Annotated in this window: 15 protein-coding genes and 1 pseudogene; 7 read left to right on the top strand and 9 right to left on the bottom strand. The window is 72.0% G+C overall.

Annotation, left to right across the window (positions count from 1 at the left end):
• The first annotated feature begins 122 nt into the window (after positions 1-122).
• Together OG617_RS03785 and OG617_RS03780 are read left to right on the top strand one after the other, a co-directional pair.
• Positions 123-479 (top strand): VOC family protein, encoded by a 357-nt coding sequence (locus tag OG617_RS03785; protein WP_405098695.1) that lies wholly within the window; start codon positions 123-125, stop codon positions 477-479.
• A gap of 100 nt (positions 480-579) precedes the next feature.
• Positions 580-1245: a DedA family protein gene (locus OG617_RS03780; RefSeq protein ID WP_405098693.1), complete on the top strand. Its 666-nt coding sequence runs from the start codon at positions 580-582 to the stop codon at positions 1243-1245.
• Positions 1246-1326: 81 nt separating this feature from the next.
• Here OG617_RS03780 and OG617_RS03775 read toward each other — a convergent pair whose 3' ends face one another.
• Both OG617_RS03775 and OG617_RS03770 read right to left on the bottom strand, forming a co-directional pair.
• A complete protein-coding gene (locus OG617_RS03775; protein WP_405098691.1) occupies positions 1327-1989 on the bottom strand; it encodes a C39 family peptidase in 663 nt (220 codons plus the stop codon).
• Positions 1990-2443: 454 nt separating this feature from the next.
• Positions 2444-2623 (bottom strand): hypothetical protein, encoded by a 180-nt coding sequence (locus OG617_RS03770; protein WP_405104094.1) that lies wholly within the window; start codon positions 2621-2623, stop codon positions 2444-2446.
• Between the two features lie 69 nt (positions 2624-2692).
• On the opposite strand from OG617_RS03770, the gene OG617_RS03765 reads away from it, so the two are divergent.
• Entirely contained in the window at positions 2693-3358 is a 666-nt protein-coding gene (locus OG617_RS03765; protein WP_405098689.1) for a hypothetical protein, read from the top strand.
• Positions 3359-3726: 368 nt separating this feature from the next.
• Positions 3727-9231, top strand: a complete 5505-nt coding sequence (gene pulA / locus OG617_RS03760) for a pullulanase-type alpha-1,6-glucosidase (protein ID WP_405098687.1) — start codon at positions 3727-3729, stop codon at positions 9229-9231.
• Between the two features lie 208 nt (positions 9232-9439).
• Here pulA and OG617_RS03755 read toward each other — a convergent pair whose 3' ends face one another.
• The 3 genes from OG617_RS03755 to OG617_RS03745 all read right to left on the bottom strand — a co-directional run bounded on the left by OG617_RS03755 (position 9440) and on the right by OG617_RS03745 (position 15404).
• Positions 9440-11401: a hypothetical protein gene (locus OG617_RS03755; protein WP_405098685.1), complete on the bottom strand. Its 1962-nt coding sequence runs from the start codon at positions 11399-11401 to the stop codon at positions 9440-9442.
• 267 nt (positions 11402-11668) lie between these two features.
• Complete coding sequence (locus OG617_RS03750) at positions 11669-13606, bottom strand: hypothetical protein (protein WP_405098683.1); 1938 nt, start codon at positions 13604-13606, stop codon at positions 11669-11671.
• A 316-nt stretch (positions 13607-13922) separates the two neighbouring features.
• On the bottom strand, positions 13923-15404 hold the full coding sequence (locus OG617_RS03745; RefSeq protein ID WP_405098681.1) for an aminopeptidase P family protein: 1482 nt from the start codon (positions 15402-15404) through the stop codon (positions 13923-13925).
• 111 nt (positions 15405-15515) lie between these two features.
• Between OG617_RS03745 and asnB the strand changes: the two genes are divergently transcribed.
• The gene (asnB, locus tag OG617_RS03740) at positions 15516-17477 is read left to right on the top strand and encodes an asparagine synthase (glutamine-hydrolyzing) (protein ID WP_405098679.1); all 1962 of its coding nucleotides are present in this window, start codon (positions 15516-15518) and stop codon (positions 17475-17477) included.
• Positions 17478-17538: 61 nt separating this feature from the next.
• Here the strand turns inward: asnB and OG617_RS03735 are convergent, their stop codons facing one another.
• Positions 17539-18651, bottom strand: a complete 1113-nt coding sequence (locus tag OG617_RS03735; protein WP_405098677.1) for a lytic polysaccharide monooxygenase — start codon at positions 18649-18651, stop codon at positions 17539-17541.
• Between the two features lie 271 nt (positions 18652-18922).
• Positions 18923-19297: a nuclear transport factor 2 family protein gene (locus OG617_RS03730; protein WP_405098675.1), complete on the bottom strand. Its 375-nt coding sequence runs from the start codon at positions 19295-19297 to the stop codon at positions 18923-18925.
• A gap of 65 nt (positions 19298-19362) precedes the next feature.
• Here OG617_RS03730 and OG617_RS03725 point away from each other — a divergent pair, with 65 nt between their 5' ends.
• Positions 19363-20298, top strand: a complete 936-nt coding sequence (locus OG617_RS03725; RefSeq protein WP_405098673.1) for a PfkB family carbohydrate kinase — start codon at positions 19363-19365, stop codon at positions 20296-20298.
• Between the two features lie 69 nt (positions 20299-20367).
• Here OG617_RS03725 and OG617_RS03720 read toward each other — a convergent pair whose 3' ends face one another.
• Positions 20368-21198, bottom strand: a complete 831-nt coding sequence (locus OG617_RS03720; protein WP_405098671.1) for an MBL fold metallo-hydrolase — start codon at positions 21196-21198, stop codon at positions 20368-20370.
• An 83-nt stretch (positions 21199-21281) separates the two neighbouring features.
• A pseudogene (locus tag OG617_RS03715) lies at positions 21282-21680 on the bottom strand (thioesterase family protein); the annotation flags it as partial.
• Between the two features lie 60 nt (positions 21681-21740).
• Between OG617_RS03715 and OG617_RS03710 the strand changes: the two are divergent.
• The gene (locus OG617_RS03710) at positions 21741-22817 is read left to right on the top strand and encodes a phosphatase PAP2 family protein (protein WP_405098669.1); all 1077 of its coding nucleotides are present in this window, start codon (positions 21741-21743) and stop codon (positions 22815-22817) included.
• Positions 22818-22857: the final 40 nt, after the last annotated feature.

Here is a 22857-nt window from a genome sequence, read left to right as displayed (position 1 = left end):
CCGTCCGGGACGACGCCCCGGTTAGGTGACACTTACCGTGATTACTGCTTCCAACAAAACCGTACGTCCGTCTTGCTATCAGCGCAACCTCGTGCCAGGCTCCGGGACGAGGAGGTGCCACCATGATCCATCACGTCCTGCTCGCCTGCCCACCCGGCTCCGAAGCCGCCTCCCGGGCGTTCTACGTCGGGCTGCTCGGCATGGCCGAGAAGCCCAAACCCCCGGCCCTCGCCCCCCGCGGCGGTTGCTGGTTCACCGGGTACGGCGCAGAGCTGCACCTCGGCGTCTCCGACGACTTCCGCCCCGCCCGCAAGGCCCACGTCGCCCTGCTCCGCCCCGACCTCGACGGCCTCGCCGCCCGGCTGGCTGCCGCCGGCCACCCGGTCGACTGGGGCGGCGAGGACGAGCTGCCCGGGATGCGGCGCTTTCACACCGAGGACGCCCACGGCAACCGCCTGGAGTTCGTCGCCCCGCGCTGACGGGGCGCCGGGCCGCCCGGGCGGGTGGCACCGGCGGCGAGGGGCCGCGGTGCCCCGGCGGCGCGGGTAGGGTTCGAGGCCGGACCTGAAGGGGTGGGCCGTGATCGATGTGTCGCACTGGCTGTCCGCGCTGCCCCCGGTCGCGGTCTACCTGATCGTCGCCGGGGTGATCGGCGTGGAGAGCATGGGCGTTCCGCTGCCCGGCGAGATCGTCCTGGTCAGCTCCGCCCTGCTCGCCGCCACCGGCGTGGTGGAGCCGGAGTGGGTGGCCATCGCCGCGGCCTTCGGCGCCATCGCGGGCGACTCGATCGGGTACGCGGTGGGCCGCCGGGGCGGCCGTCCGCTGCTGGCCCGGCTGGGCCGGCGCTTCCCCAGACACCTCGGCCCCGCACACCTCGCCCGCGCCGAGCAGAGCTTCGCCCGGCACGGGGTGTGGGCGGTCTTCTTCGGCCGGTTCGTGGCGCTGCTGCGGATCCTCGCCGGCCCCCTGGCCGGTGCGCTGCACGTGCCGTACCGCCGGTTCCTGCTGGCCAACGCGGCCGGCGGCCTGGTCTGGGCCTTCGGCACCACCTACCTGCTGTACAGCGTCGGCCGGGCCGCCGAGCACTGGCTCAAGGACATCTCCTGGGCCGGGCTGGTCCTCGCGGTGCTCGCCGGCCTGGGCAGCACCTGGTGGCTGCGGCGGCGGGCCCGGCGGCTGGAGCCGGCGGGGCCGGCCGATGCGGACGCCGCAGCCGAGCCGGTCCGCGCGGGCACCGACCGCTGACCCTCCGGGTCGGCGCCACGTCCCTTCGTACGACGAAAGGGCCGGTCCCCGGGTGGGGGCCGGCCCTTGTCGTTGTCGTTGTCAGGAGGTGGCGTAGCCGCGGGTGGCGGTCCAGTCGGCAAGGTTGTCGACGGTGACCTCGTAGCTGGCCTGGTCGGGGTTGGCCGAGTCGGCGATCCTCACGATGCCGCCGTTGTCGCGGTAACCGACGACGCTGATGTAGTGGCCGCCCTCGAACGAGTGGACGCCGCCGTCGATGTCAGTGGAGGTGCCGGCGATGTTGGCCACCACCGCACGACCGCTGTCGACGGTGCGGACGACGTCGGCGCGCAGCTTGTCGGTCTGACCGTCGTCGGCCTTGCCGGTCTTGATCTCGACACTGCGGTACGCGTCAGCCTTACCGGTCTCCTTGTTCAGCACAGGAGTGATGTCGTTGATCGAATCAGTCCCGTCCTCGGTGGTGCCCATCTCCTTGGCCATGGCGTCAACACTGATGGCCTTGCCCTGCACGGACAGGGCGTTACGCGCGGCGGCGGGGCCGCAGTAGTAGAAGTTCGGCTGGGCTTCGTAGCGGACGTCGAGCTGCCGCTCGCCGGCGGCCTTGCGGTCGGCCTGCACGGACGTGGTGGCGGCCTTCTCGGCCGGAGCCGCCTGGGCGGCGATGGCGGGGGCGGCGATACCACCGGCGGTGGCGGTGAGGATGCCGGCGGTGAGGGCGGTCCTGCGGATCAGATCGGTACGCATGGTGGCGTGCTCCTCTGGTCGGGGGACACGCGGCAACACCCGCTGGGAAGCGACGTGTGCCGCGAGGGGGGTCAGGTTCGGGGGGACGGGCCCGGCGATCGGGGGGACCTGCTCGGGCGTCCGGGGGATGTAACGACCCCGGCCGGCCCCGCATTCCACGGGGGTCTCGGTTCCGGGGGCTACCCCGAGCCGGTCTCACCCGGGTGAACCATGTACAACGCCCCCGCCCCCCAACCGATTCCCCCGCCGGGGTGGCCCGGCCCACGCCCACCCACCCAAAACCACCCAAACAACCCAGGCCGCCCACCACCCCTCCCGCCTAGCCGCGTTGATCAAGAGGTTTACGTCTGCGGGGCGGCGGATCCTGACGTAAACCTCTTGATCAACGCGGCGAGAGCGGGGCGGGGTGGGGCGGGGTGGGGTGGGGGGGTTTGGGTGGTTTGGGGTGGTGGGTTCAGGCTGGGGCGTCGGGGCCGGTGCCGGGGGTGCTGGCCTCCGCGTGCCGGTCGCGCAGGCGGGCCCGGATCTCCTCCGGGGTGTACGCCCGTCGCCGTCGCTCCGCCCGGGCGACGACCACCCCGGTCGCGGCGACACCCGCGAGACCAGCCAGCCCGAGGACCTTCCACCACCGCATCCTTTGCCGCATCCGCTTAGGGTAGACCCCCATGAGCGAGCAGACCGCCGGCGGCACCGGGGTGAGGGCATGAGCATCAGCCTGGACGAGGCCGTGGAGTTGACCCGCACCGGCGACGTATGGGTGTTCCGGGGCCGTAGCGCACCCGACCGCGCCATCCAGTTCACCACCAACAGTCCGGTCAACCACGTCGGCATGGCGGTGGTGCTGGACGACATGCCGCCGCTGATGTGGCACGCCGAGTTGGGCCGGTCGCTGCCGGACATGTGGACCGGCACCCACCAGCGCGGGGTGCAGCTGCACGACCTGCGGGACGCGGTCTGCGTCTGGGCCAACCGGTACGGCCAGCGGGCCTGGCTCCGGCAGCTCGAACCGTCCGCCGACGCGGAGATGGAGAAGGCGGTGCTTCGTACCGTCGCCCGCCTCGACGGCACCCCCTTCCCGTCCACCGCCCAGCTCGCCTGGCGCTGGGCGCGGGGCCGGGTGCCACGGGTGCGGCTGCCCCTGCCGGCCCGGCGGGACACCCCCGGTGGCGGCGCGGTGCGCGACCGGGCGCTGGAGACGGCGTACTGCGCCGAGGTGGTCGCGGTGACCTACGAGGCGATGGGCCTGCTGCCCGCCGGCCGCCGGCCGAACTGGTACGACCCGGGCCGGTTCTGGAGCGGCGACGACCTCGGCCTGGCCGCCGGGGCACAGCTCGGCGCCGAGATCGAGGTACACATCCCGCAACGCTGAGCGACGACAGCGCCGCCCCCGGGGCCGGTTTGCCGAGGTGGCCGTGGAGTGGGAGTTCCTGGACAGCCAGGGGCGGCGGGTGCCCGGCGAGCGCTACCGGCACCTGCTGCGCGGCACCGACAGCGGACCCGCCATCTGCACGGTCATCCGCGCCGCCTGACCCCGCCGAGCCACGGTTCCCGTCAGTTCCGCCGGGGCCGCAGCCAGGCCCGGTCGTCGGCGGGGCACACACCGACCGTGACGGTGCCCACCCGCGAGTCGGCGTTTGCAAGATGACTGCATTTGTTGCGGCTTCGTTTGCAAGGTATTGCAGAACGTTTCGGCAAGGGCTAGCGTGCGGGCGAATCACGACCAGAGGAAGGCCGTCGATGAATCCCCCGCCGATGTCCCGTAAGGCGTTGCTCGCCTTGGTCTCCGCCCTCACCCTCACCCTCGTCGGTACCCCCGTCGCCGCGCACCAGCTCGCCGCCGAGGCCGCCCCGAGAACGACCGGCACCGACCCTCTCGCCGCCGCCGGCGCGGTGCAGTGGCGCTCCGAACCCTCCGTCGAGGCCCTGCTGAAGGCGGGCTCCGGCGACGCCCGCGCCGAGCAGTTCTACTTCGTCCTGCCGGACCGGTTCGCCAACGGCGACCCGCGCAACGACTCCGGCGGGCTCGCCGGGGACCGGCTGAAGACCGGCCTCGACCCCAAGGACAAGGGCTTCTACCACGGCGGCGACCTCAAGGGGGTGCTGGACAAGCTCGACTACATCCAGGGGCTCGGCACCACGGCGATCTGGCTCGCCCCGATCTTCAAGAACCGGCCCGTGCAGGGCGTCGGCGCGGACGTCTCGGCCGGCTACCACGGCTACTGGATCACCGACTTCACCCAGGTCGACCCGCACTTCGGCACCAATGAGGAGCTGAAGAGGCTGGTCAAGCTCTCGCACCAGCGGGGCATCAAGGTGTACCTCGACGTCATCGTCAACCACACCGCCGACGTCATCAAGTACGCCGAGGGCAGGTACGCGTACATCGACAAGAAGACCGCGCCGTACACCGACGCGCAGGGGCGGGCCTTCGAGGACCGGAACTACGCCGACGGCAGCCGGGAATTCCCGAAGGTGGACGCGGCGGAGTCCTTCCCGTACACCCCGGTCTTCGACACCCCGGCCGACGCGAAGGTCAAGGTCCCGGCGTGGCTCAACGACGCCACCATGTACCACAACCGGGGCGACTCGACCTTCTCCGGCGAGAACAGCGAGTACGGCGACTTCTACGGCCTGGACGACCTGTGGACCGAGCGCCCCGAGGTGGTGCGCGGCCTGACCAAGGTCTACGGCGACTGGATCGGCGGCACCGGCGTCGACGGGTTCCGGCTGGACACCGTCAAGCACACCAACCTGGAGTTCTGGCCGCAGTTCAGCCGGGGCATCGAGCGGGCCGCCGAGGCCGCCGGCAAGAAGGACTTCTTCATGTTCGGTGAGGTCTACAGCGCCGACCCGGAGATCACCTCCACGTACGTGCGGCGCGGCGGCCTGCCCGCCACCCTCGACTTCGCGTTCCAGGAGGCCGCCCGGGGCTACACCGCCGCCGACGGCTCCGCGAAGGCGCTCGCCGACGTGTACGCCCGCGACGACCTCTACGCCTCCAGGGACACCGGCGCCAACCGGCTGACCACCTTCCTCGGCAACCACGACATGGGCCGGATCGGCTCGTTCATCGCGGCCTCCGGCGGCGACGACGCCGCGCAGCTACGCCGCGACCAGCTCGCCCACCAGCTCATGTTCCTCACCCGAGGACAGCCGGTGGTGTACTCCGGCGACGAGCAGGGCTTCACCGGCCCGGGCGGCGACAAGGACGCCCGGCAGGACATGTTCGCGTCGAAGGTGCCCGACTACCTCGACGACGACCTGATCGGCACCGACCGCACCCACGCCGGCGACCAGTTCGACCCGACGCACCCGCTCTACCGCACCATCGCCGAGCTGGGCCGGCTCCGGCAGGCCCACCCGGCGCTGCGCGACGGCATCCAGGTCACCCGGTACGCCGCCGACGGCCCCGGCGTCTTCGCCTTCTCCCGGATCGACCCGAAGCAGCGCACCGAGTACGTCGTCGCCGTGAACAACGCCGGCACCGCGCAGACCGTCACAGTGGACACCTGGTCGGCCGGGGCAGCCTTCGCCGGGATCCACGGCGGCGCGGCGACCGCGACCGCCGGGGCCGACGGCAGGCTGACGGTGACCGTGCCGGCGCTGTCCGCCGCGGTGTACCGGGCCGGCCGGGCGATCCCGCAGGCCGACGCGAAGCCGTCGATCAACATCACCGCCCCCGCCCCGGACGCCCCGGTGGCCACCCGCGCCGCCATCACCGCCCAGGTCACCGGGGATCCGCTGGCCACCGTCACCGTCGCCGCCCGGGTCGCCGGCGGCAGGTGGACGCTGCTGGGCAGCGCCCACCGGGCCCCGTACACCGTGCACCACGACCTGACCGGCCTGGCCGGCGGAACGCGGATCGAGTACAAGGCCGTCGTCCGCGACGGCAGGGGGCGCACCGCGAGCACCCGCTCCACCGCCACCGCCGGCACCCCGGCGCAGGGCGCGTCGCGGGACTGGGCGGTGGTGCACTACCAGCGCCCGGCCGGCGGATACGACGACTGGGGCCTGTACGTGTGGGGCGACATCGACCCCGCGTACGCCACCGAGTGGCCGAAGGGGCAGCCGTTCGCCGGTGAGGACTCGTTCGGCCGGTTCGCCTGGGTGAAGCTGAAGCCGGGCGCGAAGTCGGTCGGCTTCCTGGTGGTCGACTCCGCCGGGAACAAGGACGTCGCCAACGACCGGACCATCGACGTCACGCAGACCGGCGAGGTGTGGGTGAAGCAGGGCGACGCCGCGCTCTACCCGACCCGGCAGGCAGCCACCGGCGAGCCGGATCCGCCCGTCGACGAGGGCACCGCGCTGATCCACTACCGCCGGGCCGACAACAACTACGACGGCTGGGGCCTGCACCTGTGGGATGGCGCGGCCGACCCGACCGAGTGGTCCGCCCCGCTCAAGCCGGAGCGGACCGACGCGTTCGGCGCGTTCTTCCGGGTGCCGCTGGCGGCCGGGGCCACCGGGCTGAGCTACATCATCCACAACGGCGACGCCAAGGACCTGCCTGACGACCAGCGGCTCGACTTCGCCGCCGCCGGCCGGGAGGTGTGGCTGCTCGCCGGCACGCCGGGCCGCCTGCTGCCGTCGACCTCGTCCGGGGTGTCCAGGGACGTGGACATCACCCAGCAGAAGGCGCACTGGATCGACCGGTCCACCGTCGCCTGGCAGGCCGGGCCCACCGACGGCCGGACGTACGCGCTGGTGGCCGCCCCGGCCGGCGGGCTGAGCGTCGTCGACGGGGAGCTGTCCGGTACGTACACCACGCTGCCGCTGCGGGCGCAGCGCAACGGGCTCACCGAGGCCCAGCGCGCGAAGCACCCGCACCTGTGGGCGTACCAGGCGTTCAGCCTGGACCGGGGCGACCTGGCGAAGGTGCCGGCGGCGCTGCGCGGGCAGCTCGTGGTGACCGAGCGGGACGCGCGGGGCGCGCTGCTCGGCGCGACCGGCGTGCAGGTCCCGGGCGTGCTCGACGACGTCTACGCCGCCGCCACCGACGCGGGGCTTGGGGCGACCTTCGCCGGCGGGGCACCCACCCTCGCGGTGTGGGCGCCCACCGCCCGGGCGGTGGCGCTGGAACTGTTCGACTCTCCGACCGCCACGCCGCGCACCGTGCCGATGCGCCGCGACGACCGCACCGGCGTCTGGTCGGCGCGCGGCGACCGGGGCTGGACCGGCAAGTACTACCGGTACCGGGTCGAGGCGTGGCAGCCGGCGGCGCAGAAGGTGGTCATCGCCTCGGTGACCGACCCGTACTCGGTGGCGCTCGCGCCGAACTCCACGCACAGCCAGATCGTCGACCTGGCCGACCCGGCGCTGGCCCCGGAGGGGTGGGCGAAGCTGCGCAAGCCTGCGGCGCCGCCGGCCGCGAAGGCGCAGATCCAGGAGGTCTCCGTCCGGGACTTCTCCATCGCCGACAGCACCGTGCCGGCCGAGCGGCGGGGCACCTACCTCGCCTTCACCGACCCGGACACGGCCGGGATGAGGCACCTGAGGGCGCTCGGCGGCGCCGGGGTCGACTACCTGCACCTGCTGCCGGCGTTCGACTTCGCCACCATCCCCGAGCGCCGCGCCGACCAGCGGCAGCCGGCCTGTGACCTGGCGAAGCTGCCCCCGGACTCCGAGGAGCAGCAGAAGTGCGTCGCGGCGGTGGCGGAGTCCGACGGCTACAACTGGGGGTACGACCCGCTGCACTACACCGTGCCGGAGGGCGGCTACGCCGTCGACCCGGCCGGGTCGAAGCGGACCACCGAGTTCCGGCGGATGGTCGCCGGGATCAACGGCGCCGGCCTGCGGGTGGTCATGGACGTGGTCTACAACCACACGTCGGCGGCCGGCACCGACGGCAAGTCGGTGCTCGACCAGGTGGTGCCGGGCTACTACCACCGGCTGCTGTCCGACGGTACGGTCGCCAACTCGACCTGTTGCGCGAACACCGCCCCCGAGCACGCCATGATGGGCAAGCTGGTGGTCGACTCCCTGGTCACCTGGGCGAGGCAGTACAAGGTGGACGGGTTCCGGTTCGACCTGATGGGCCACCACCCGAAGGCGAACATCCTGGCCGTGCGGGCCGCCCTGGACAGGCTCACCCTCGCCCGCGACGGCGTGGACGGGCAGAAGATCCTGCTGTACGGCGAGGGTTGGAACTTCGGCGAGGTGGCCGACGACGCCCGGTTCGTGCAGGCCACCCAGGCCAACATGGCGGGGACCGGGATCGGCACGTTCAACGACCGGCTCCGCGACGCGGTGCGCGGCGGCGGGCCGTTCGACCCGAACCCGCGGGTGCAGGGCTTCGCGTCGGGCCTGTTCACCGACCCCAACGGCGACCCGGTGAACGGGTCGGCGGCCGAGCAGAAGGCCCGGCTGCTGCACGCCCACGATCTGATCAAGGTCGGGCTGACGGGCAACCTGCGCGGCTACCGGTTCACCGACTCGGCCGGGCGGCAGGTCACCGGCGGCCAGGTCGACTACAACGGCTCGCCCGCCGGCTACACCGCCGCGCCGGGGGAGGCCGTCACCTACGTCGACGCGCACGACAACGAGATCCTGTACGACGCGTTGGCGTACAAGCTGCCGCAGGCCACCTCGGCGGCGGACCGGGCCCGGATGCAGGTGCTCGCCCTCTCCACGGTGGTGATGGGCCAGGGGACCGGGTTCGTGGCGGCCGGCTCGGAGCGGCTGCGCTCGAAGTCGCTGGACCGTAACTCGTACAACTCCGGTGACTGGTTCAACCAGATCCGCTGGGACTGCGCCGAGGGCAACGGCTTCGGTGCCGGCCTCCCGCAGGCGGCGGACAACCAGGACAAGTGGTCGTACGCGAAGCCGCTGCTGGCCGATCCGTCGCTGGTGCCGGGCTGCGCGGCGATCGACCTGGCCGACGCCCGGTACGCGGAGCTGCTGCGCATCCGCGAGTCCTCGCCGGTGTTCGGGCTGCCCACCGCCGACCAGGTGCAGAGGCGGGTCGCCTTCCCGCTCTCCGGCACCGGTGAGGCCCCGGGCGTGCTCACCATGACCCTCGACGCCCGCGGGCTCGACGGGAAGTGGCGGTCGGTGACCGTCGTGTTCAACGCCACCCCGGAGGCGGCGCGGCAGCGGGTCACCGGGCTGCGCGGGGCGGACGTGGCGCTGCACCCGGTGCTGAGGGCCTCCGCCGACCCGGTGCTGCGCACCGCGTCGTTCGACCGGGGCACGGGCACCTTCACGGTGCCGGCGCGCAGTGTGGCGGTCTTCGTCCAGAAGTAGCCGTCGACCGACCGGCCCCCTTCCACCCGTGGCGGAAGGGGGCCGGCCCGTGTCCGGCCCGTGTCCGGCCCGTCCGCGCCGGAGACGGCCGCCGGCCCCGCCCGGTGGGATCCGTGCGGATCCTTCCCGAGCGGGGCCGGTGGACTGCCCGTGGCCGGTGTCGCCGTTGCCGGCTACCAGCCCTGCCGGCTACCAGTCCTGCCTGCCGTCAGGCGAAGCAGTTGGGGATGTGGCCGGTGCAGTTGGTGGGGTCGTTGTCGATGACGATGGATTCGTCGTCGAGGTTGACTTTGCCGTCGTTGTTGACGATGCCGCCGGCGATGTCGTAGGTCTTGTTGGTGTCGGTGGCGGTGTTCTTGGTGATTCTGGTTTTGGTGATGTTGACTGTGCCGCGGTTGTTGAAGATGCCGCCGCCGTTGCCGGCGGTGTTGCCCTTGACCTCGCTGTTGCGGAGGGTGAGGGTTGCGCGGTTGTCTTTGTTGGGGCCGGGTTTGAGGTCGGGGTCGCCGTTGAAGATGCCGCCGCCGCGGCGGCCGGCGGTGTTGCCGCGGATGGCGCTGTCGTCGATGGTGGCGGTGCCGCGGTCCTTGTTGTCGTTGTTGTCGTAGTCATCGGTTTTGGGTTTGTTGGTGGTGCTGGTGTTGAAGATGCCGCCGCCGTCTTTGCTGGCTTTGTTGTTGTCGATGGTGACGTGGCGGAGGTGGAGGTTGGTGTCGGTGGCGTAGATGCCGCCTCCGCTGTGGCAGGCGGTGTTGTCCTTGATGTCGGTGGAGGTGATGTCGAGGAAGCCGTTGGCGGTGAAGATGCCGCCGCCGTTTTGGTCGGCGGTGTTGTTGTGGATGGTGCTCTTGGTGATTTCGACGGTGCCGGTGGCGGTGGTGCCGATGGCGATCTTGGGTTCGTAGGTGTTGTCGTTGCCGTTGGCGATGCCGCCGCCGTTCTTGCCGGCGGTGTTGTTGCTGATGCGGGTTTCCTTGAGCTTGAGGATGCCGGTGTTGAAGATGGCGCCGCCGTTTTCCTTGGCGTGGTTGTTTTCCACGGTGGTGCGGTCGAGGGAGACGCGGCCGAAGTTGGCGATGGCGCCGCCGTTGCCGCTGGCGTTGTTGTTGAACAGGTTGCTGTCTTCGAGGAAGGCGCTGCCTCCGGGCTTGACGAGGATCGCGCCGCCGTCGGCGCCGTCGTCGTAGGTGCCGGATGAGCCGTCACCTGGCTTGGTCGGTGTTTCGGGCATGACCGGCATCCCCGGCGCGGCCGGCGTTTCCGGCAGGACCGGCGTCCCCGGCGCGGCCGGCGCGGCCGGTGTGGCCGGTGTGGCCGGTGTGGTCCCCGGGGCTGGCACGGCGGGCGCCGTACCGGCTACCGGAGCAGCGGCTACCGGAGCAGCTGCGGCTACCGGAGCGGCGGCCGACCCCGCCTTGTCTGCCGGAGCGGCGGCGGCCATCGGCGCAGCCCCGGCCCCGGGTGCGGCGGCGCCTGCCGGCGCGGTCCCGGCGGCCGGCGCGGCTGCCTGGTCTGGCTTGGCGGCCGCGGGCGGGGTGTCGGTCTTGGTGGGCCAGGGTTCCGGGTCCTTCTTCTTCTCGCGGGCGGCGTTGCCGTCCTTGAGGGTGACGCCCTTGAGGGTGAGTTCGCCGCCCTCGCCGACGGTGAAGATGCGGAAGGCGTTGCTGGAGTCGCGCTTGATGATGGACTTGTCGCCCTTGATGGTGATCCGTTGGCGGATCGTGGGTAGGGCCGAGCCGTTCTTGCGGTCGTGGTCGCTCAGTTCGTACTTGCAGTCCCGGGCGAGCTTCAGGGTGCCGCCCAGTTCGTTGTTGGCCCGTACCACCGCTTCGACCAACGCGTCGTCGTCGCAGGGCACCTCACGAACCCGGCCCTCCTCGTCACGCTCACCCCGACCACCCCGGTCCTTGTCCCGGTCCTCGTCACGGTGCTCGTCGCGATCGTCCCTGCCGGGCCCGTCGTCCTTGACGACCTGCTCGGCGGTGGACCACTTGAGGCTGTCCAGCCGGTTCATTCCCGCCGCCCCCGCGCCGGTGGCGGCACCCACGGTGACGAGGCTGACGACGCCGGTCAGGCCGGCGACGCCGGTGACGAGCCACAGCTTGCGGTGGCGCGGCGCCGCCCCGGTTTCCCGCGCCGTATCGGTGCTCTTCGGAAGGTAGTTGGACATCGGAGCTCTCTGCTCTCTCCTCGTACCAGACAAGGTGCTTCGCCAGCGCGAGGCGCCTTGGCTACAAATCGGTTGTAGCTACTTAAGGACACCGTATGAGAATGTTCTTCGTAGCGGGGTCAGATCCGAAGAAACCGCACATTAGGTGTACGGCACGCTCAGGGCACCCCTAATCCGGACGTAGCTCGCCGGGTACGCGAGCGGGCCCCTCCCGCCGCCGATGGGCGGTCGGGAGGGGCCCGTCCCCTCTATGTGGTGCAGCTCGGATCAGGCGAAGCAGTTGGGGATGTGGCCGGTGCAGTTGGTGGGGTCGTTGTCGATGACGATGGATTCGTCGTCGAGGTTGACTTTGCCGTCGTTGTTGACGATGCCGCCGGCGATGTCGTAGGTCTTGTTGGTGTCGGTGGCGGTGTTCTTGGTGATTCTGGTTTTGGTGATGTTGACTGTGCCGCGGTTGTTGAAGATGCCGCCGCCGTTGCCGGCGGTGTTGCCCTTGACCTCGCTGTTGCGGAGGGTGAGGGTTGCGCGGTTGTCTTTGTTGGGGCCGGGTTTGAGGTCGGGGTCGCCGTTGAAGATGCCGCCGCCGCGGCGGCCGGCGGTGTTGCCGCGGATGGCGCTGTCGTCGATGGTGGCGCTGCCGCGGTCCTTGTTGTCGTTGTTGTCGTAGTCATCGGTTTTGGGTTTGTTGGTGGTGCTGGTGTTGAAGATGCCGCCGCCGTCTTTGCTGGCTTTGTTGTTGTCGATGGTGACGTGGCGGAGGTGGAGGTTGGTGTCGGTGGCGTAGATGCCGCCTCCGCTGTGGCAGGCGGTGTTGTCCTTGATGTCGGTGGAGGTGATGTCGAGGAAGCCGTTGGCGGTGAAGATGCCGCCGCCGTTTTGGTCGGCGGTGTTGTTGTGGATGGTGCTCTTGGTGATTTCGACGGTGCCGGTGGCGGTGGTGCCGATGGCGATCTTGGGTTCGTAGGTGTTGTCGTTGCCGTTGGCGATGCCGCCGCCGTTCTTGCCGGCGGTGTTGTTGCTGATGCGGGTTTCCTTGAGCTTGAGGATGCCGGTGTTGAAGATGGCGCCGCCGTTTTCCTTGGCGTGGTTGTTTTCCACGGTGGTGCGGTCGAGGGAGACGCGGCCGAAGTTGGCGATGGCGCCGCCGTTGCCGCTGGCGTTGTTGTTGAACAGGTTGCTGTCTTCGAGGAAGGCGCTGCCTCCGGGCTTGACGAGGATCGCGCCGCCGTCGGCGCCGTCGTCGTAGGTGCCGGATGAGCCGTCACCTGGCTTGGTCGGTGTTTCGGGCATGACCGGCATCCCCGGCGCGGCCGGCGTTTCCGGCAGGACCGGCGTCCCCGGCGCGGCCGGCGCGGCCGGTGTGGCCGGTGTGGCCGGTGTGGTCCCCGGGGCTGGCACGGCGGGCGCCGTACCGGCTACCGGAGCAGCGGCTACCGGAGCAGCTGCGGCTACCGGAGCGGCGGCCGGGCCTGCCTTGGCCACCCCACCGGCTGCCTGGTCTGGCTTGGTGGCCGTGGGTGGGGTGTTGGTCTTGGTGGGCCAGGGTTCCGGGTCCTTCTTCTTCTCGCGGGCGGCGTTGCCGTCCTTGAGGGTGACGCCCTTGAGGGTGAGTTCGCCGCCCTCGCCGACGGTGAAGATGCGGAAGGCGTTGCTGGAGTCGCGCTTGATGATGGACTTGTCGCCCTTGATGGTGATCCGTTGGCGGATCGTGGGTAGGGCCGAGCCGTTCTTGCGGTCGTGGTCGCTCAGTTCGTACTTGCAGTCCCGGGCGAGCTTCAGGGTGCCGCCCAGTTCGTTGTTGGCCCGTACCACCGCTTCGACCAACGCGTCGTCGTCGCAGGGCACCTCACGAACCCGGCCCTCCTCGTCACGCTCACCCCGACCACCCCGGTCCTTGCCGGACCAGTCGTCCTGTCCGGACCACTCGGCATCGTCCCAGTCGTCCTGGTCGTCGTTCTCCTTGCCGGTTTCCTCGTCGGCCCGGCCGGCGTCGCTGACGTTCTGCTTCGCGGTGGACGAGTGCTGGTCCGACAGTCGGTTCGCGTCGTCGGACTTGTCGTTGCGGGCGGCCAACCCGCCGAGCGCCGCCAGACCGACGACGCCGGTCAGGCCGGCCACGCCGGTGGCGACCCAGAGCGCCCGCCGCCGTTTCGCCGGCGGGGTGGCGTGCACCCCGCCGGCGGGAGTCGTTTTGTCGTTGGACATCAGAACCTTCCGCCCTTTCCTGCTATCAGACGGGGCCGCACCGCCCGAAGGGGCGCGACCAGCTACAAATCGGTTGCAGCCTTCTGATCCCCACCGTATGAGAAGGTTCTTCGCGAGGGGGACGTATCCGAGAAAACCCCGCATTGTTCTCGGATCGGGCGGGAGTCCGCAGTCGGGCGATGCCGTGCGGGAAGGTGCCGATGCCTACGGGAAGGTGCCGCAGGGCGGAAACGGCGGCGGGCCCCGCCACCGGTGCGTCGACGGTCGAAACGTCGCGTACCGGCGGCGGGGCCCGCCGTGGGTCGTACCCTGAGGATCAGCCGGGCAGGCGCGGACCCGCCTCGCGCTGCTCGGCCAGCCAGGTCTCCACCTCGTCGGCCCGGCGCGGCAGCCCGGCCGAGAGGTTGACCGTGCCGGTCGCCGTCACCAGCACGTCGTCCTCGATCCGGATGCCGATGCCGCGCAGCTCCTCGGGGACCAGATCGTCCTCCGGCTGGAAGTACAGCCCCGGCTCGACGGTGAGCACGTAGCCCTCGCCGAGCGCGCCGTCGCGGTACATCTCCTTGCGGGCGTTCGCGCAGTCGTGCACGTCGATGCCGAGCATGTGCCCGAAGCCGTGCAGCGTCCACCGGCGGTAGACCGTCGACTTCTCGTCCATCGCCTCGTCCACGCTCACCGGCAGCAGGCCCAGGTCGTGCAGGCCCTCGGCCAGCACCCGCATGCACGTCAGCTGGACGTCCTTGAACTGCACCCCGGGCCTGATGAAGTCGATGCCGGCCTGCTGGGAGGCGTACACGATGTCGTAGACCTGCCGCTGCAACGGGGTGAACCGGCCGTCGACCGGGAGCACCCGGGTCACGTCGGCGGTGTAGAGGTTGCGGTTCTCCACGCCCATGTCCATCAGCAGCAGCTCGCCCGGCCGGGTGGCTCCGTGGTTGTGCACCCAGTGCAGGATCGTGGCGTGCTCGCCGGCCCCGACGATCGAGCCGTAGCCGACGTCGTTGCCGTCGTGCCGGGCGCGCAGCGCGAAGATCCCCTCCAGCAGCCGCTCGGAGACCGCCCGGTCGGCCGGCAGGACCCGGGCCACGTCCTCGAAGCCACGCACCGTGGCGTCGACCGCGTCCTGGAGCTGGGCGATCTCCCACTCGTCCTTGACCAGCTTGGCCTCGGAGATCGCGATCGCCAGCTCCCGGTCCCGGGCGGGCTGCCCCTCGGCGCGCGGCCCGTCGTACGGGCGCACGGCCGAGTCCACCCGGGTGTCGAAGCCGCGCAGCACCCGGGTACGCCCTGGCGCCAGCTCGGCCAGCGCCGCGTCCAGCTCGGTCAGGTCGGCGGTGGGCAGGCCCAGCTCGGTCGACTTCTCGGCCAGGGTGTGCCGCCGGCCCACCCACAGCTCGCCGTGCCGGCTGCGGAAGAACTCGTCGTTGTCCCGGGAGGACCGGGGCCGCGTGTACAGGGTGGCGTCGTGCCCCGAGCCGTTCGGCCGCAGCACCAGCACGCCGTCCGGGTCGTGGTCGCCGGTCAGGTACGCGTAGTCGCTGCCCGGCCGGAACGGGTAATCGGTGTCGTTGGCGCGTACCTTCTCGCCGCCGGTGGGGATCACCAGCGTCTCGCCCGGGAAGGCCGCGGAAAGCTCGGCCCGCCGCTTGGCGTGGTTCGGCACCTCCACCCGGGGGCCGACCGGAAGGGTCGTGTCCCGCCAGCCCTCGCGCATGAACGACAGGAACGCCTCCGGGAAATCCGGGTCGTGTGACTCGGTGCCCTCCACAGGCTGGTCGCCCGCCCGCTGCTCGCTCATGATCCGCTCCCTCCGCCACGTCGTTGGCCCAGACGGTACCTCGCGCGCGGGGATGTGGAGAGCCTGCGGTGCCTGCGACGGCCGTCCCGGTCGCGTGGAAAGATGACCGGCATGTGCGGACTCCTGGCCTTCTTCAGCGCGAACGGCAACGCCGCCGCCCACCGCGACCACATCGCGGGGGCGTTGGAGTGCCTGCACCACCGTGGACCGGACGAGACAGGTGTCGAGGTGGTCGGCGACGCTACCGGCCACTACGCGGACGGGGTGTTCGGGCACAAGCGCCTCGCGATCATCGACGTGGCGTCCAGCCACGAGCCGCTGCCGTACGCGGGCGGACGCTACCTGCTGACCTTCAACGGCGAGATCTACAACTACATCGAGCTGCGCGACGAGCTGGTGCGCACCTACGGGGCCCAGTTCGCCACCGCCGGCGACGGCGAGGTGATCGTCGCCGGCTACCACTTCTGGGGCGAGCAGGTGCTCACCCGGCTGCGCGGCATGTTCGCGTTCGTGATCTGGGACCGGCAGGAGCGCCGCGCGTTCGGCGCCCGTGACTACTTCGGCATCAAGCCGCTGCACTACCTGGAGACCGCCGACGGGCTCTACCTCGCCTCGGAGAAGAAGGCGCTGCTGCCGTTCGCGCAGTCCGCGTACGCCGGGGACGCCGGGATCGACCCGGCGAGCCTGAGCCACTACCTGACCCTCCAGTACGTCCCGGAGCCCGGCACCCTGCACCGGGGGATCAACCGGATCGGCTCGGGGGAGTACCTGACCTGGTCCCCGGGCGGCCGGATCGACGTGCGCCGGTGGTACCGGCCGGTGTTCCGGCCGGCCCCGGTCAGCGACGAGCAGCGGCTCTACCACGAGATCCGGGAGACTCTGCGCGAGAGCGTCCGGGTGCACATGCGCTCGGACGTGCCGGTGGGCTCGTTCCTGTCCAGCGGCATCGACTCCACCGCCGTGGTCGCTCTGGCCCGGGAGTTCAACCCGAACATCCTCACCTTCACCGTCGGCTACGACGTCCCCGGGTACTCGGAGATCGACGTCGCCCAGGAGTCGGCCCGGCACCTCGACGTGACCATCATGCCCACCAAGATCGGGCCGCAGGACATGATCGACGCGCTGCCGAAGATCGTCTGGCACCTGGACGACCCGGTCGCCGACCCGGCGCTGGTGCCGCTGTACTTCGTGGCGAAGAAGGCCGCCGAGCACGTCACCGTGGTCCTCTCCGGCGAGGGCGCCGACGAGTTCTTCGGCGGGTACACCATCTACCGGGAGCCGCTCTCCCTCGGCACGGTCAACGGCCTGCCCGGCGGGGTGCAGAAGGGCCTGCGCGCGGTCTCCAAGGCCATCCCGCAGGGGGTGAAGGGCAAGAGCTTCCTGGAGCGCGGCACCACTCCGATCGAGCAGCGTTACTACGGCAACGCCCGGATGTTCACCGAGGAGGAGAAGCAGCACCTGATGCGCCGCTACGACCCCTCGGTGCGCTACACCGACGTCACCGCCCCGATCTACGCCGAGTGCGCCGAGCTCGACGACGTCACCAAGATGCAGTACGTCGACCTGTACACCTGGCTGCGCGGCGACATCCTGGTCAAGGCCGACCGGATCTCGATGGCGCACTCGCTGGAGGTCCGGGTGCCGTTCCTGGACCGGGCGGTGTTCGACGTGGCGGCCACCATCCCGGTGGACCTGAAGCTCCCGCCGCGCTCCGACGCCACCAAGTACGCCATGCGCCAGGCCCTCCAGGGCGTGGTGCCCCCGGCCATCGTCAACCGCAGGAAGCTCGGCTTCCCCACCCCGACGCGGGTGTGGCTGCGCGGCGAGATGTACGAGTGGGCCCGCTGGGTGCTGTCCAACTCCGGCGCGGGCGAGCTGATCGACCTGCCGTACGCGATGCGGCTGCTGGAGGAGCACAAGCGGGAGGAGGCCGACCACTCCCGCAAGGTGTGGACGGTGCTGATCTTCTGCATCTGGCACGCGATCTTCGTGGCCAAGACGCTCGACCCGGGCATCCAGCGCAACCAGTCCGCGCTGCTGACCAAGCCGGTGGTCGGCTCCATGGTCCGCTGAGCCGGAACGGAGGCCCCCTGCCGTCGCGCGTGGCAGGGGGCCTCCGCTCACCCGGGCGGAGTCACGCCCGGGCGCAGCTCACCGTCGGCAGGGCGTTCGCCCCGGGGCTGCTCGCGAGGAAGCCGAACGCGGTCGTCCCCTCCGGGGCGACCGTGCCGTTCCAGGCTGCGTTGGTCACCGTCGTGGTCGATCCGGACGTGGTGTACGAGCCGTTCCACAGGCTGTTGACCGTCTGACCGCTGGGCCAGACCAGCGTCGCCTTCCAGCCGGCGAACGACGTCGCGCCGTGGTTCATGATCGTCACCTCGCCCTGGAATCCGCCGGACCAGGCGCCGACCACCTTGTAGACCGCCATGCAGTCCCCGCTGTGCGGCGGCGGGGTGGTCGGGCTCGGCGGAGGGCTGGTGGGGCTGGGCGGGGGAGTCGTCGGGCTCGGCGGCGGGGTGGTCGGGTTGGGCGAGCCGCCGTTGCCCACCCCGGTGACCTCGCCGTTGCCCCCGTCGAAGGCCACGTCGGAGCAGGCGAAGAAGTTCTCCTGGCTGTCCGAGCGGACCCAGCGCGAGTAGATGATGTGCCGGCCGCTCTTGCTCGACGGCAGGTTGCCGCTGAAGTAGTAGTGCCCCTCGTTGGTGCCCACGCCGCCGTTCTGCGGCGGGTTGGTCACCGTGAGGAAGGGCTGCTCCTCCAGGTCGCCCCAGGCCAGCGGCCGGGTCGGGCTCCAACTGTCCTTCGTCACGTAGAAGTAGAAGGTGCCCGGGTGGTGGGCCCAGTTGCTGTACTTGAAGTCGTGCCGGGCCCCGGAGGTCAGGTGGGTCAGCGGCCAGTCGGTGCGGGCCAGGTCGTACCCGGTGTAGCCGGGGTTGCCGCCGCTGCACAGCTTGCCGTCGGGGATGAAGCCGACGGTCCGGCCGCCGGCGTCGGAGCGCAGCACGCTGAACCAGTTGTAGAGCGAGTTCGCCCCGCTCTGGGCGACCGCCGCCGTGCAGGCCGGGTTGATCGGCTTGATCTCGCCGGTGGGGCTGAGGCCGTCCTTCCAGCACAGGTAGGTCCGGCTGCCGGGGGTCATCGGGGTGCCGTGGGCGGCGGCCGGGTCGGGGCCGGCCACCAGGGCGACGGCGCCCGCGGCGAGGGTGGCGACCGCGGTGAGCAGCGCGGCCGTACGGGAACGGGTCACGGGGTTCTCCTGACTCGCGGGACGCGGGCGCCCCGCGGGCAACGCGGGGCGGCAGCGCCGCCCGCCCCGCTGCGACGCGGATACGGCGGTCGAGGCGGACGTGTCCCGGCGGATGGCCGGCGTACGTGCGCCGTCGGTGGTCCGACTCGCGGACCGGTGCCCTCGCGTGGATGTGAACCCGGCGCCGGCGGCACGGCAGCCCCCGCACCGCCCGGCAAGCGCTATCCCACCACGGGACGCCGACGGCGCGCAATAGCTGTTGCTCGATGTGTCAGTAGCGCTCGGCGAGATGCTCGCGGCCGGGCGGCGGCTCGTAGGGCTCCGGCCAGAACTCGGTGACCTCGCGGACGAGACCGGCCTCGTCGAGGTCGAAGAAGCTGGTGGCCGCGAGCTGCGCGCCCTCGTAGGAGCAGGTGATCCAGGTGGCGGCCTGCCGGCCCGAGCCGATCACCCGGGTCACCGTGAGGTGCCACCCGTCGGGGTATTCCCGGTTGAACCGCACCACGGTGGAGCGGCCGGTGATCCGCTCCCTGGTCTGCGGGAGGTGGTAGACCACGTCGTCGGCGAGCAGCCCGCCGAAGGTCTCCCAGTCCCTCGCCTCGCACGCCTGCCAGTAGGCCAATACGGTGGCTTCAGCGCTCGTCATGGCGCGTACCGTGCCAGCCTGGTACGACAAGATCGCTCGGCGCTCGGTGTGGATGGAGGACCGGAATGGGATACGCGGTGGTGCTCGGCGAGGCACTGGTCGACCTGCTCGACACCGAGTACGCCGGCGAGCCGGTCTACCGGCAGGCCGTCGGCGGCGGGCCGCTGAACGTTGCGGTCGCCGTCGCCCGGCTCGGCGGTGCGGTGCAGTTCGTCGGGTCGCTCGGCGACGACGTCCTGGCCGGGCGGATCCGCGACTTCCTGGCCGGGGCGGGCGTCGGCCTGGCCGGGGCGGTCACTGTCCCCGTCCCGACCGCGCTGGCGGTGGCCACCTTCGCCGGTCCCGAGCCCGACTTCCGGTTCTACGGCGAGCCGCCCTCCTACGGCCTGCTCGGTCCCGACGACCTCGACACCGACCTGGTCGCGGGCGCCGACGTCGTCTACTGCGGGTCGATCGTGCTGCTCCAGCCGCCGGTGCTGGCCGCCGCCCGCCGGGCCTGGGGGATCGCCCCCGGGCTGCGGGTCTTCGACCCGAACGTGCGGCCCCGGCTGCTCGACGGGCCGGCCGCGCTGGCCGGGCTGCGCGAGACGGTGGCCGAGTTCGCCGCCTCCGCCCACCTGGTCAAGCTGAGCACCGCCGACGCCGAGCTGCTCTACCCCGGCGAGCCGGTCGAGGGGGTCGCCACGTACCTGCGCGAACTGGGGGCGGCGACCGTGGTGGTGACCCTCGGCCCGGACGGTGCGGTGGTCGCCGCCACAGGCGCCGATCCGGTACGCGTGCCCGCGCCCAGGGTGCGCGCGGTGGACGCCACCGGCGCCGGTGACTCGGTGATGGGGGCGCTCGTCGCCGACCTGCTGGTCGACGGCGAGCCGACCGATCCGGCCGACTGGCACCGGCGGGTCGCGTTCGCGCTGCGGGTCGCCGGCCTGGTCTGCGAGGCACCGGGCGGCGCGGTGGCCATGCCCACCCGGGCCGAGGTGCTGCGCCGCTTCGCCGGCTGACCCCGGCCGCCCTGCCCCACCTGACCCGCCTGGCCACCCTCGTCACCCCCGCCGACTGACCAGGTCAGGTCAGGCGGCGCCGTCGAGTTCGGCGTAGCCCCGGCGGGCCGCGAGCAGGGCGGCGCGGGCCCCGAAGGGGGCGTCGGCGGCCACCCGCTCCGGCGGGGCGCCCCCGGTGTGGCCGGCCCGGATCAGCCGGGCCAGCTCGACCAGCTCGCCGTGCTGGGCCCGGACGAACTCCGGGCCGATCAGCTCGCCGTGCCCCGGCACGACGACCGTGCCCGGGGTGGTCAGCCGCAGCAGCTCGGCCACCGCGTCCGGCCACCGCAACGGGTACGACTCCTCGAACGCCGGCGGGCCGCCCTGCTCGACGAGGTCCCCGGCGACCAGCACGTCCGCGTCCGGCACGTGCACCACCAGGTCGGCGTCGGTGTGCCCGGGCCCCGGATGCCGCAGCAGCACCCGCCGGCCCCCGACGTCCAGCACCGTCTCCGTGCGTACGACGTGCGTCGGGGCCAGCAGCGCCGTGCCGGCCAGCTCGGCGGCCAGCCCCGGCCGCTCGCCGCGCATCTCCTCGTACGCCGCCCGGCGCAGCTCGTCGGGGCGCTCGCGCAGCGCCGCGGCGGCGACCTCGTGCGCGTACACCGGGTGGGCCGGGTCGGCGGCGAGCGTGGCGTTGCCGAAGCAGTGGTCGAAGTGGTGGTGGGTGTTCACCACAGTCCACGGGCACGAGGTGATCGCCCGGGCGGCGGCGGCCAGCTCGGTGGCCTGCCCGGCGGTGGAGAGGGTGTCCACCACCAGCGCCGCGCCGTCGCCGACGACCAGCGTGACGTTGACGTCGAGCAGCGGCTCCCGTAGCACGTGCACCCGGTCGGCGACCTCGACGAACCGCAGCGTCATGACGTGGCTGACGCCGCGCGGTCACCGGGGCGACCGCCGGCCGGAGCGTCGACGGGCCCCCCGCCGGCCGGAGAGCCGGGCCGGGCCCCGCCGGCCCGCTCGACGAAGCGCTGCCGGTCGACCAGCACCCGGTCCACCAGCCCCCGGGCGACCGTCTCCGCGCCGTCGGTGACGCTCACCTCGAACCGCAGCCGTCGCCCGTCGACCGTGGCGAGCCGGGCGTGCGCCGCCACCGTGCGGCCGACCGGGGTGGGGGCCAGGTGGTCCAGCTCGACCCGGAGCCCGACCGTGGTCCGGCCGGGCGGCATGCCGTCGGCGGTGGCCGCGACCGTGGCAGCCTCGACCAGGGCGAGCACCCGGGGGGTGCCCAGCACCGGCACGTCGCCGGAGCCGACGGCCCGCGCGGTGTCGGCGTCGGTCACGGTCAGCTCGACCCGGGCCGACAGGCCCGGCGCGAAGGATTGCTCGGACTGCTCCTGCATGCGCCCACCCTAGGTGGTCGCCGTCGAGGGGTCACGGTGCCGCCGTTAACCTGGACGGCGATGGCCGTCGTGACTGACCCCCAGCCCCCCGCCCCCGCCGGACCGCCCGCGCCGCCCGCCCCACCCGACGGCGGTCGCCGTCGGGTGATCGCCATGTCGGTCTGGGCCGTCGCCTTCGTGGCCGGCTGGCTCGGCATCGGCCTGCCCACCGACCCGACGTACGCGTTCCTCTGGATCTGGGCGGGCACCGTCGCCTGGAACTCGCACCGCCCGTGGCGCACCCACCTGCTGTTCGCCCGGGACTGGGTGCCGGTGGTGCTGCTCCTCGCGGCCTACAACCTGTCCCGGGGGTTCGCCGACAACGGTGCCACCCCGCACGCGATGGAGCTGATCGTCGCCGACCGGTTCATGTTCGGCTGGGCGACCGGCGGCGAGGTGCCGACCGTCTGGTTGCAGGAACACCTCTACCGGCCCGAGGTGCGCTGGTGGGACGTGGTCGCCAGCTGGGTCTACTTCTCCCACTTCGTGGTGGCCCTCGCCGCCGCCGGGGTGCTCTGGATGCGGAACCGGGGCCGGTGGGCCGCGTACATGCGGCGCTTCGGGTTCCTCTGCGCGGCCGGGCTGGTCACGTACTTCCTCTACCCGGCTGCCCCGCCCTGGTGGGCGGCGCAGAACGGCCTGCTCACCGAGGTGGCCCGGATCTCCACCCGGGGCTGGAAGGCGTTCGGCATGCACGGCGCGGGCAACCTGCTCAACGCCGGGCAGATGGCCTCCAACCCGGTGGCCGCGATGCCGTCGCTGCACACCGCGTGGGCGCTGTTCGTGGTGCTGTTCTTCCTGCGGGCGACCCGCCGCCGGTGGTGGCCGCTGCTGCTGGCGTACCCGCTGGCGATGACCTTCACCCTGGTCTACGCCGGCGAGCACTACGTCATCGACGTGCTGGTCGGCTGGGCGTACGTGGGGATGGCCTTCCTCGTGGTCGGCCTGGCCGAGCGCTGGTGGGCCGCCCGCCGGGCGCCGGTCGCGCCGGAGCCGGCCGGCGACCCTCAGGGCGGTCCGGAGCGGGCCGACGGGGCGCCCGAGCCGGCCGGTCCCGCCACCGGAGGCGACCAGCCGGCGGTCCCGGCCGCCCGCTGAGGCCCCTGCGCGGACCACCGCCGGACCCGTCGCGGCAGGC

It is taken from the genome of Micromonospora sp. NBC_01412 (assembly GCF_045040215.1).
Taxonomy (GTDB): domain Bacteria; phylum Actinomycetota; class Actinomycetes; order Mycobacteriales; family Micromonosporaceae; genus Micromonospora; species Micromonospora rubida.
Note: the sequence above shows the minus strand (reverse complement) of the source record. Positions and strands in the feature narration are given on the sequence as shown.

What these genes read in the sequence shown, in the direction of transcription:
- OG617_RS03785 (WP_405098695.1), top strand. Translation starts at nt 123, where the DNA reads ATGATCCATCACGTCCTGCTCGCCTGCCCACCCGGCTCCGAAGCCGCC.
- OG617_RS03775 (WP_405098691.1), bottom strand. Translation starts at nt 1,989, where the DNA reads ATGCGTACCGATCTGATCCGCAGGACCGCCCTCACCGCCGGCATCCTC.
- OG617_RS03770 (WP_405104094.1), bottom strand. Translation starts at nt 2,623, where the DNA reads ATGCGGTGGTGGAAGGTCCTCGGGCTGGCTGGTCTCGCGGGTGTCGCC.
- OG617_RS03765 (WP_405098689.1), top strand. Translation starts at nt 2,693, where the DNA reads ATGAGCATCAGCCTGGACGAGGCCGTGGAGTTGACCCGCACCGGCGAC.
- pulA (WP_405098687.1), top strand. Translation starts at nt 3,727, where the DNA reads ATGAATCCCCCGCCGATGTCCCGTAAGGCGTTGCTCGCCTTGGTCTCC.
- OG617_RS03755 (WP_405098685.1), bottom strand. Translation starts at nt 11,401, where the DNA reads ATGTCCAACTACCTTCCGAAGAGCACCGATACGGCGCGGGAAACCGGG.
- OG617_RS03750 (WP_405098683.1), bottom strand. Translation starts at nt 13,606, where the DNA reads ATGTCCAACGACAAAACGACTCCCGCCGGCGGGGTGCACGCCACCCCG.
- OG617_RS03745 (WP_405098681.1), bottom strand. Translation starts at nt 15,404, where the DNA reads ATGAGCGAGCAGCGGGCGGGCGACCAGCCTGTGGAGGGCACCGAGTCA.
- asnB (WP_405098679.1), top strand. Translation starts at nt 15,516, where the DNA reads ATGTGCGGACTCCTGGCCTTCTTCAGCGCGAACGGCAACGCCGCCGCC.
- OG617_RS03730 (WP_405098675.1), bottom strand. Translation starts at nt 19,297, where the DNA reads ATGACGAGCGCTGAAGCCACCGTATTGGCCTACTGGCAGGCGTGCGAG.
- OG617_RS03725 (WP_405098673.1), top strand. Translation starts at nt 19,363, where the DNA reads ATGGGATACGCGGTGGTGCTCGGCGAGGCACTGGTCGACCTGCTCGAC.
- OG617_RS03720 (WP_405098671.1), bottom strand. Translation starts at nt 21,198, where the DNA reads ATGACGCTGCGGTTCGTCGAGGTCGCCGACCGGGTGCACGTGCTACGG.
- OG617_RS03710 (WP_405098669.1), top strand. Translation starts at nt 21,741, where the DNA reads ATGGCCGTCGTGACTGACCCCCAGCCCCCCGCCCCCGCCGGACCGCCC.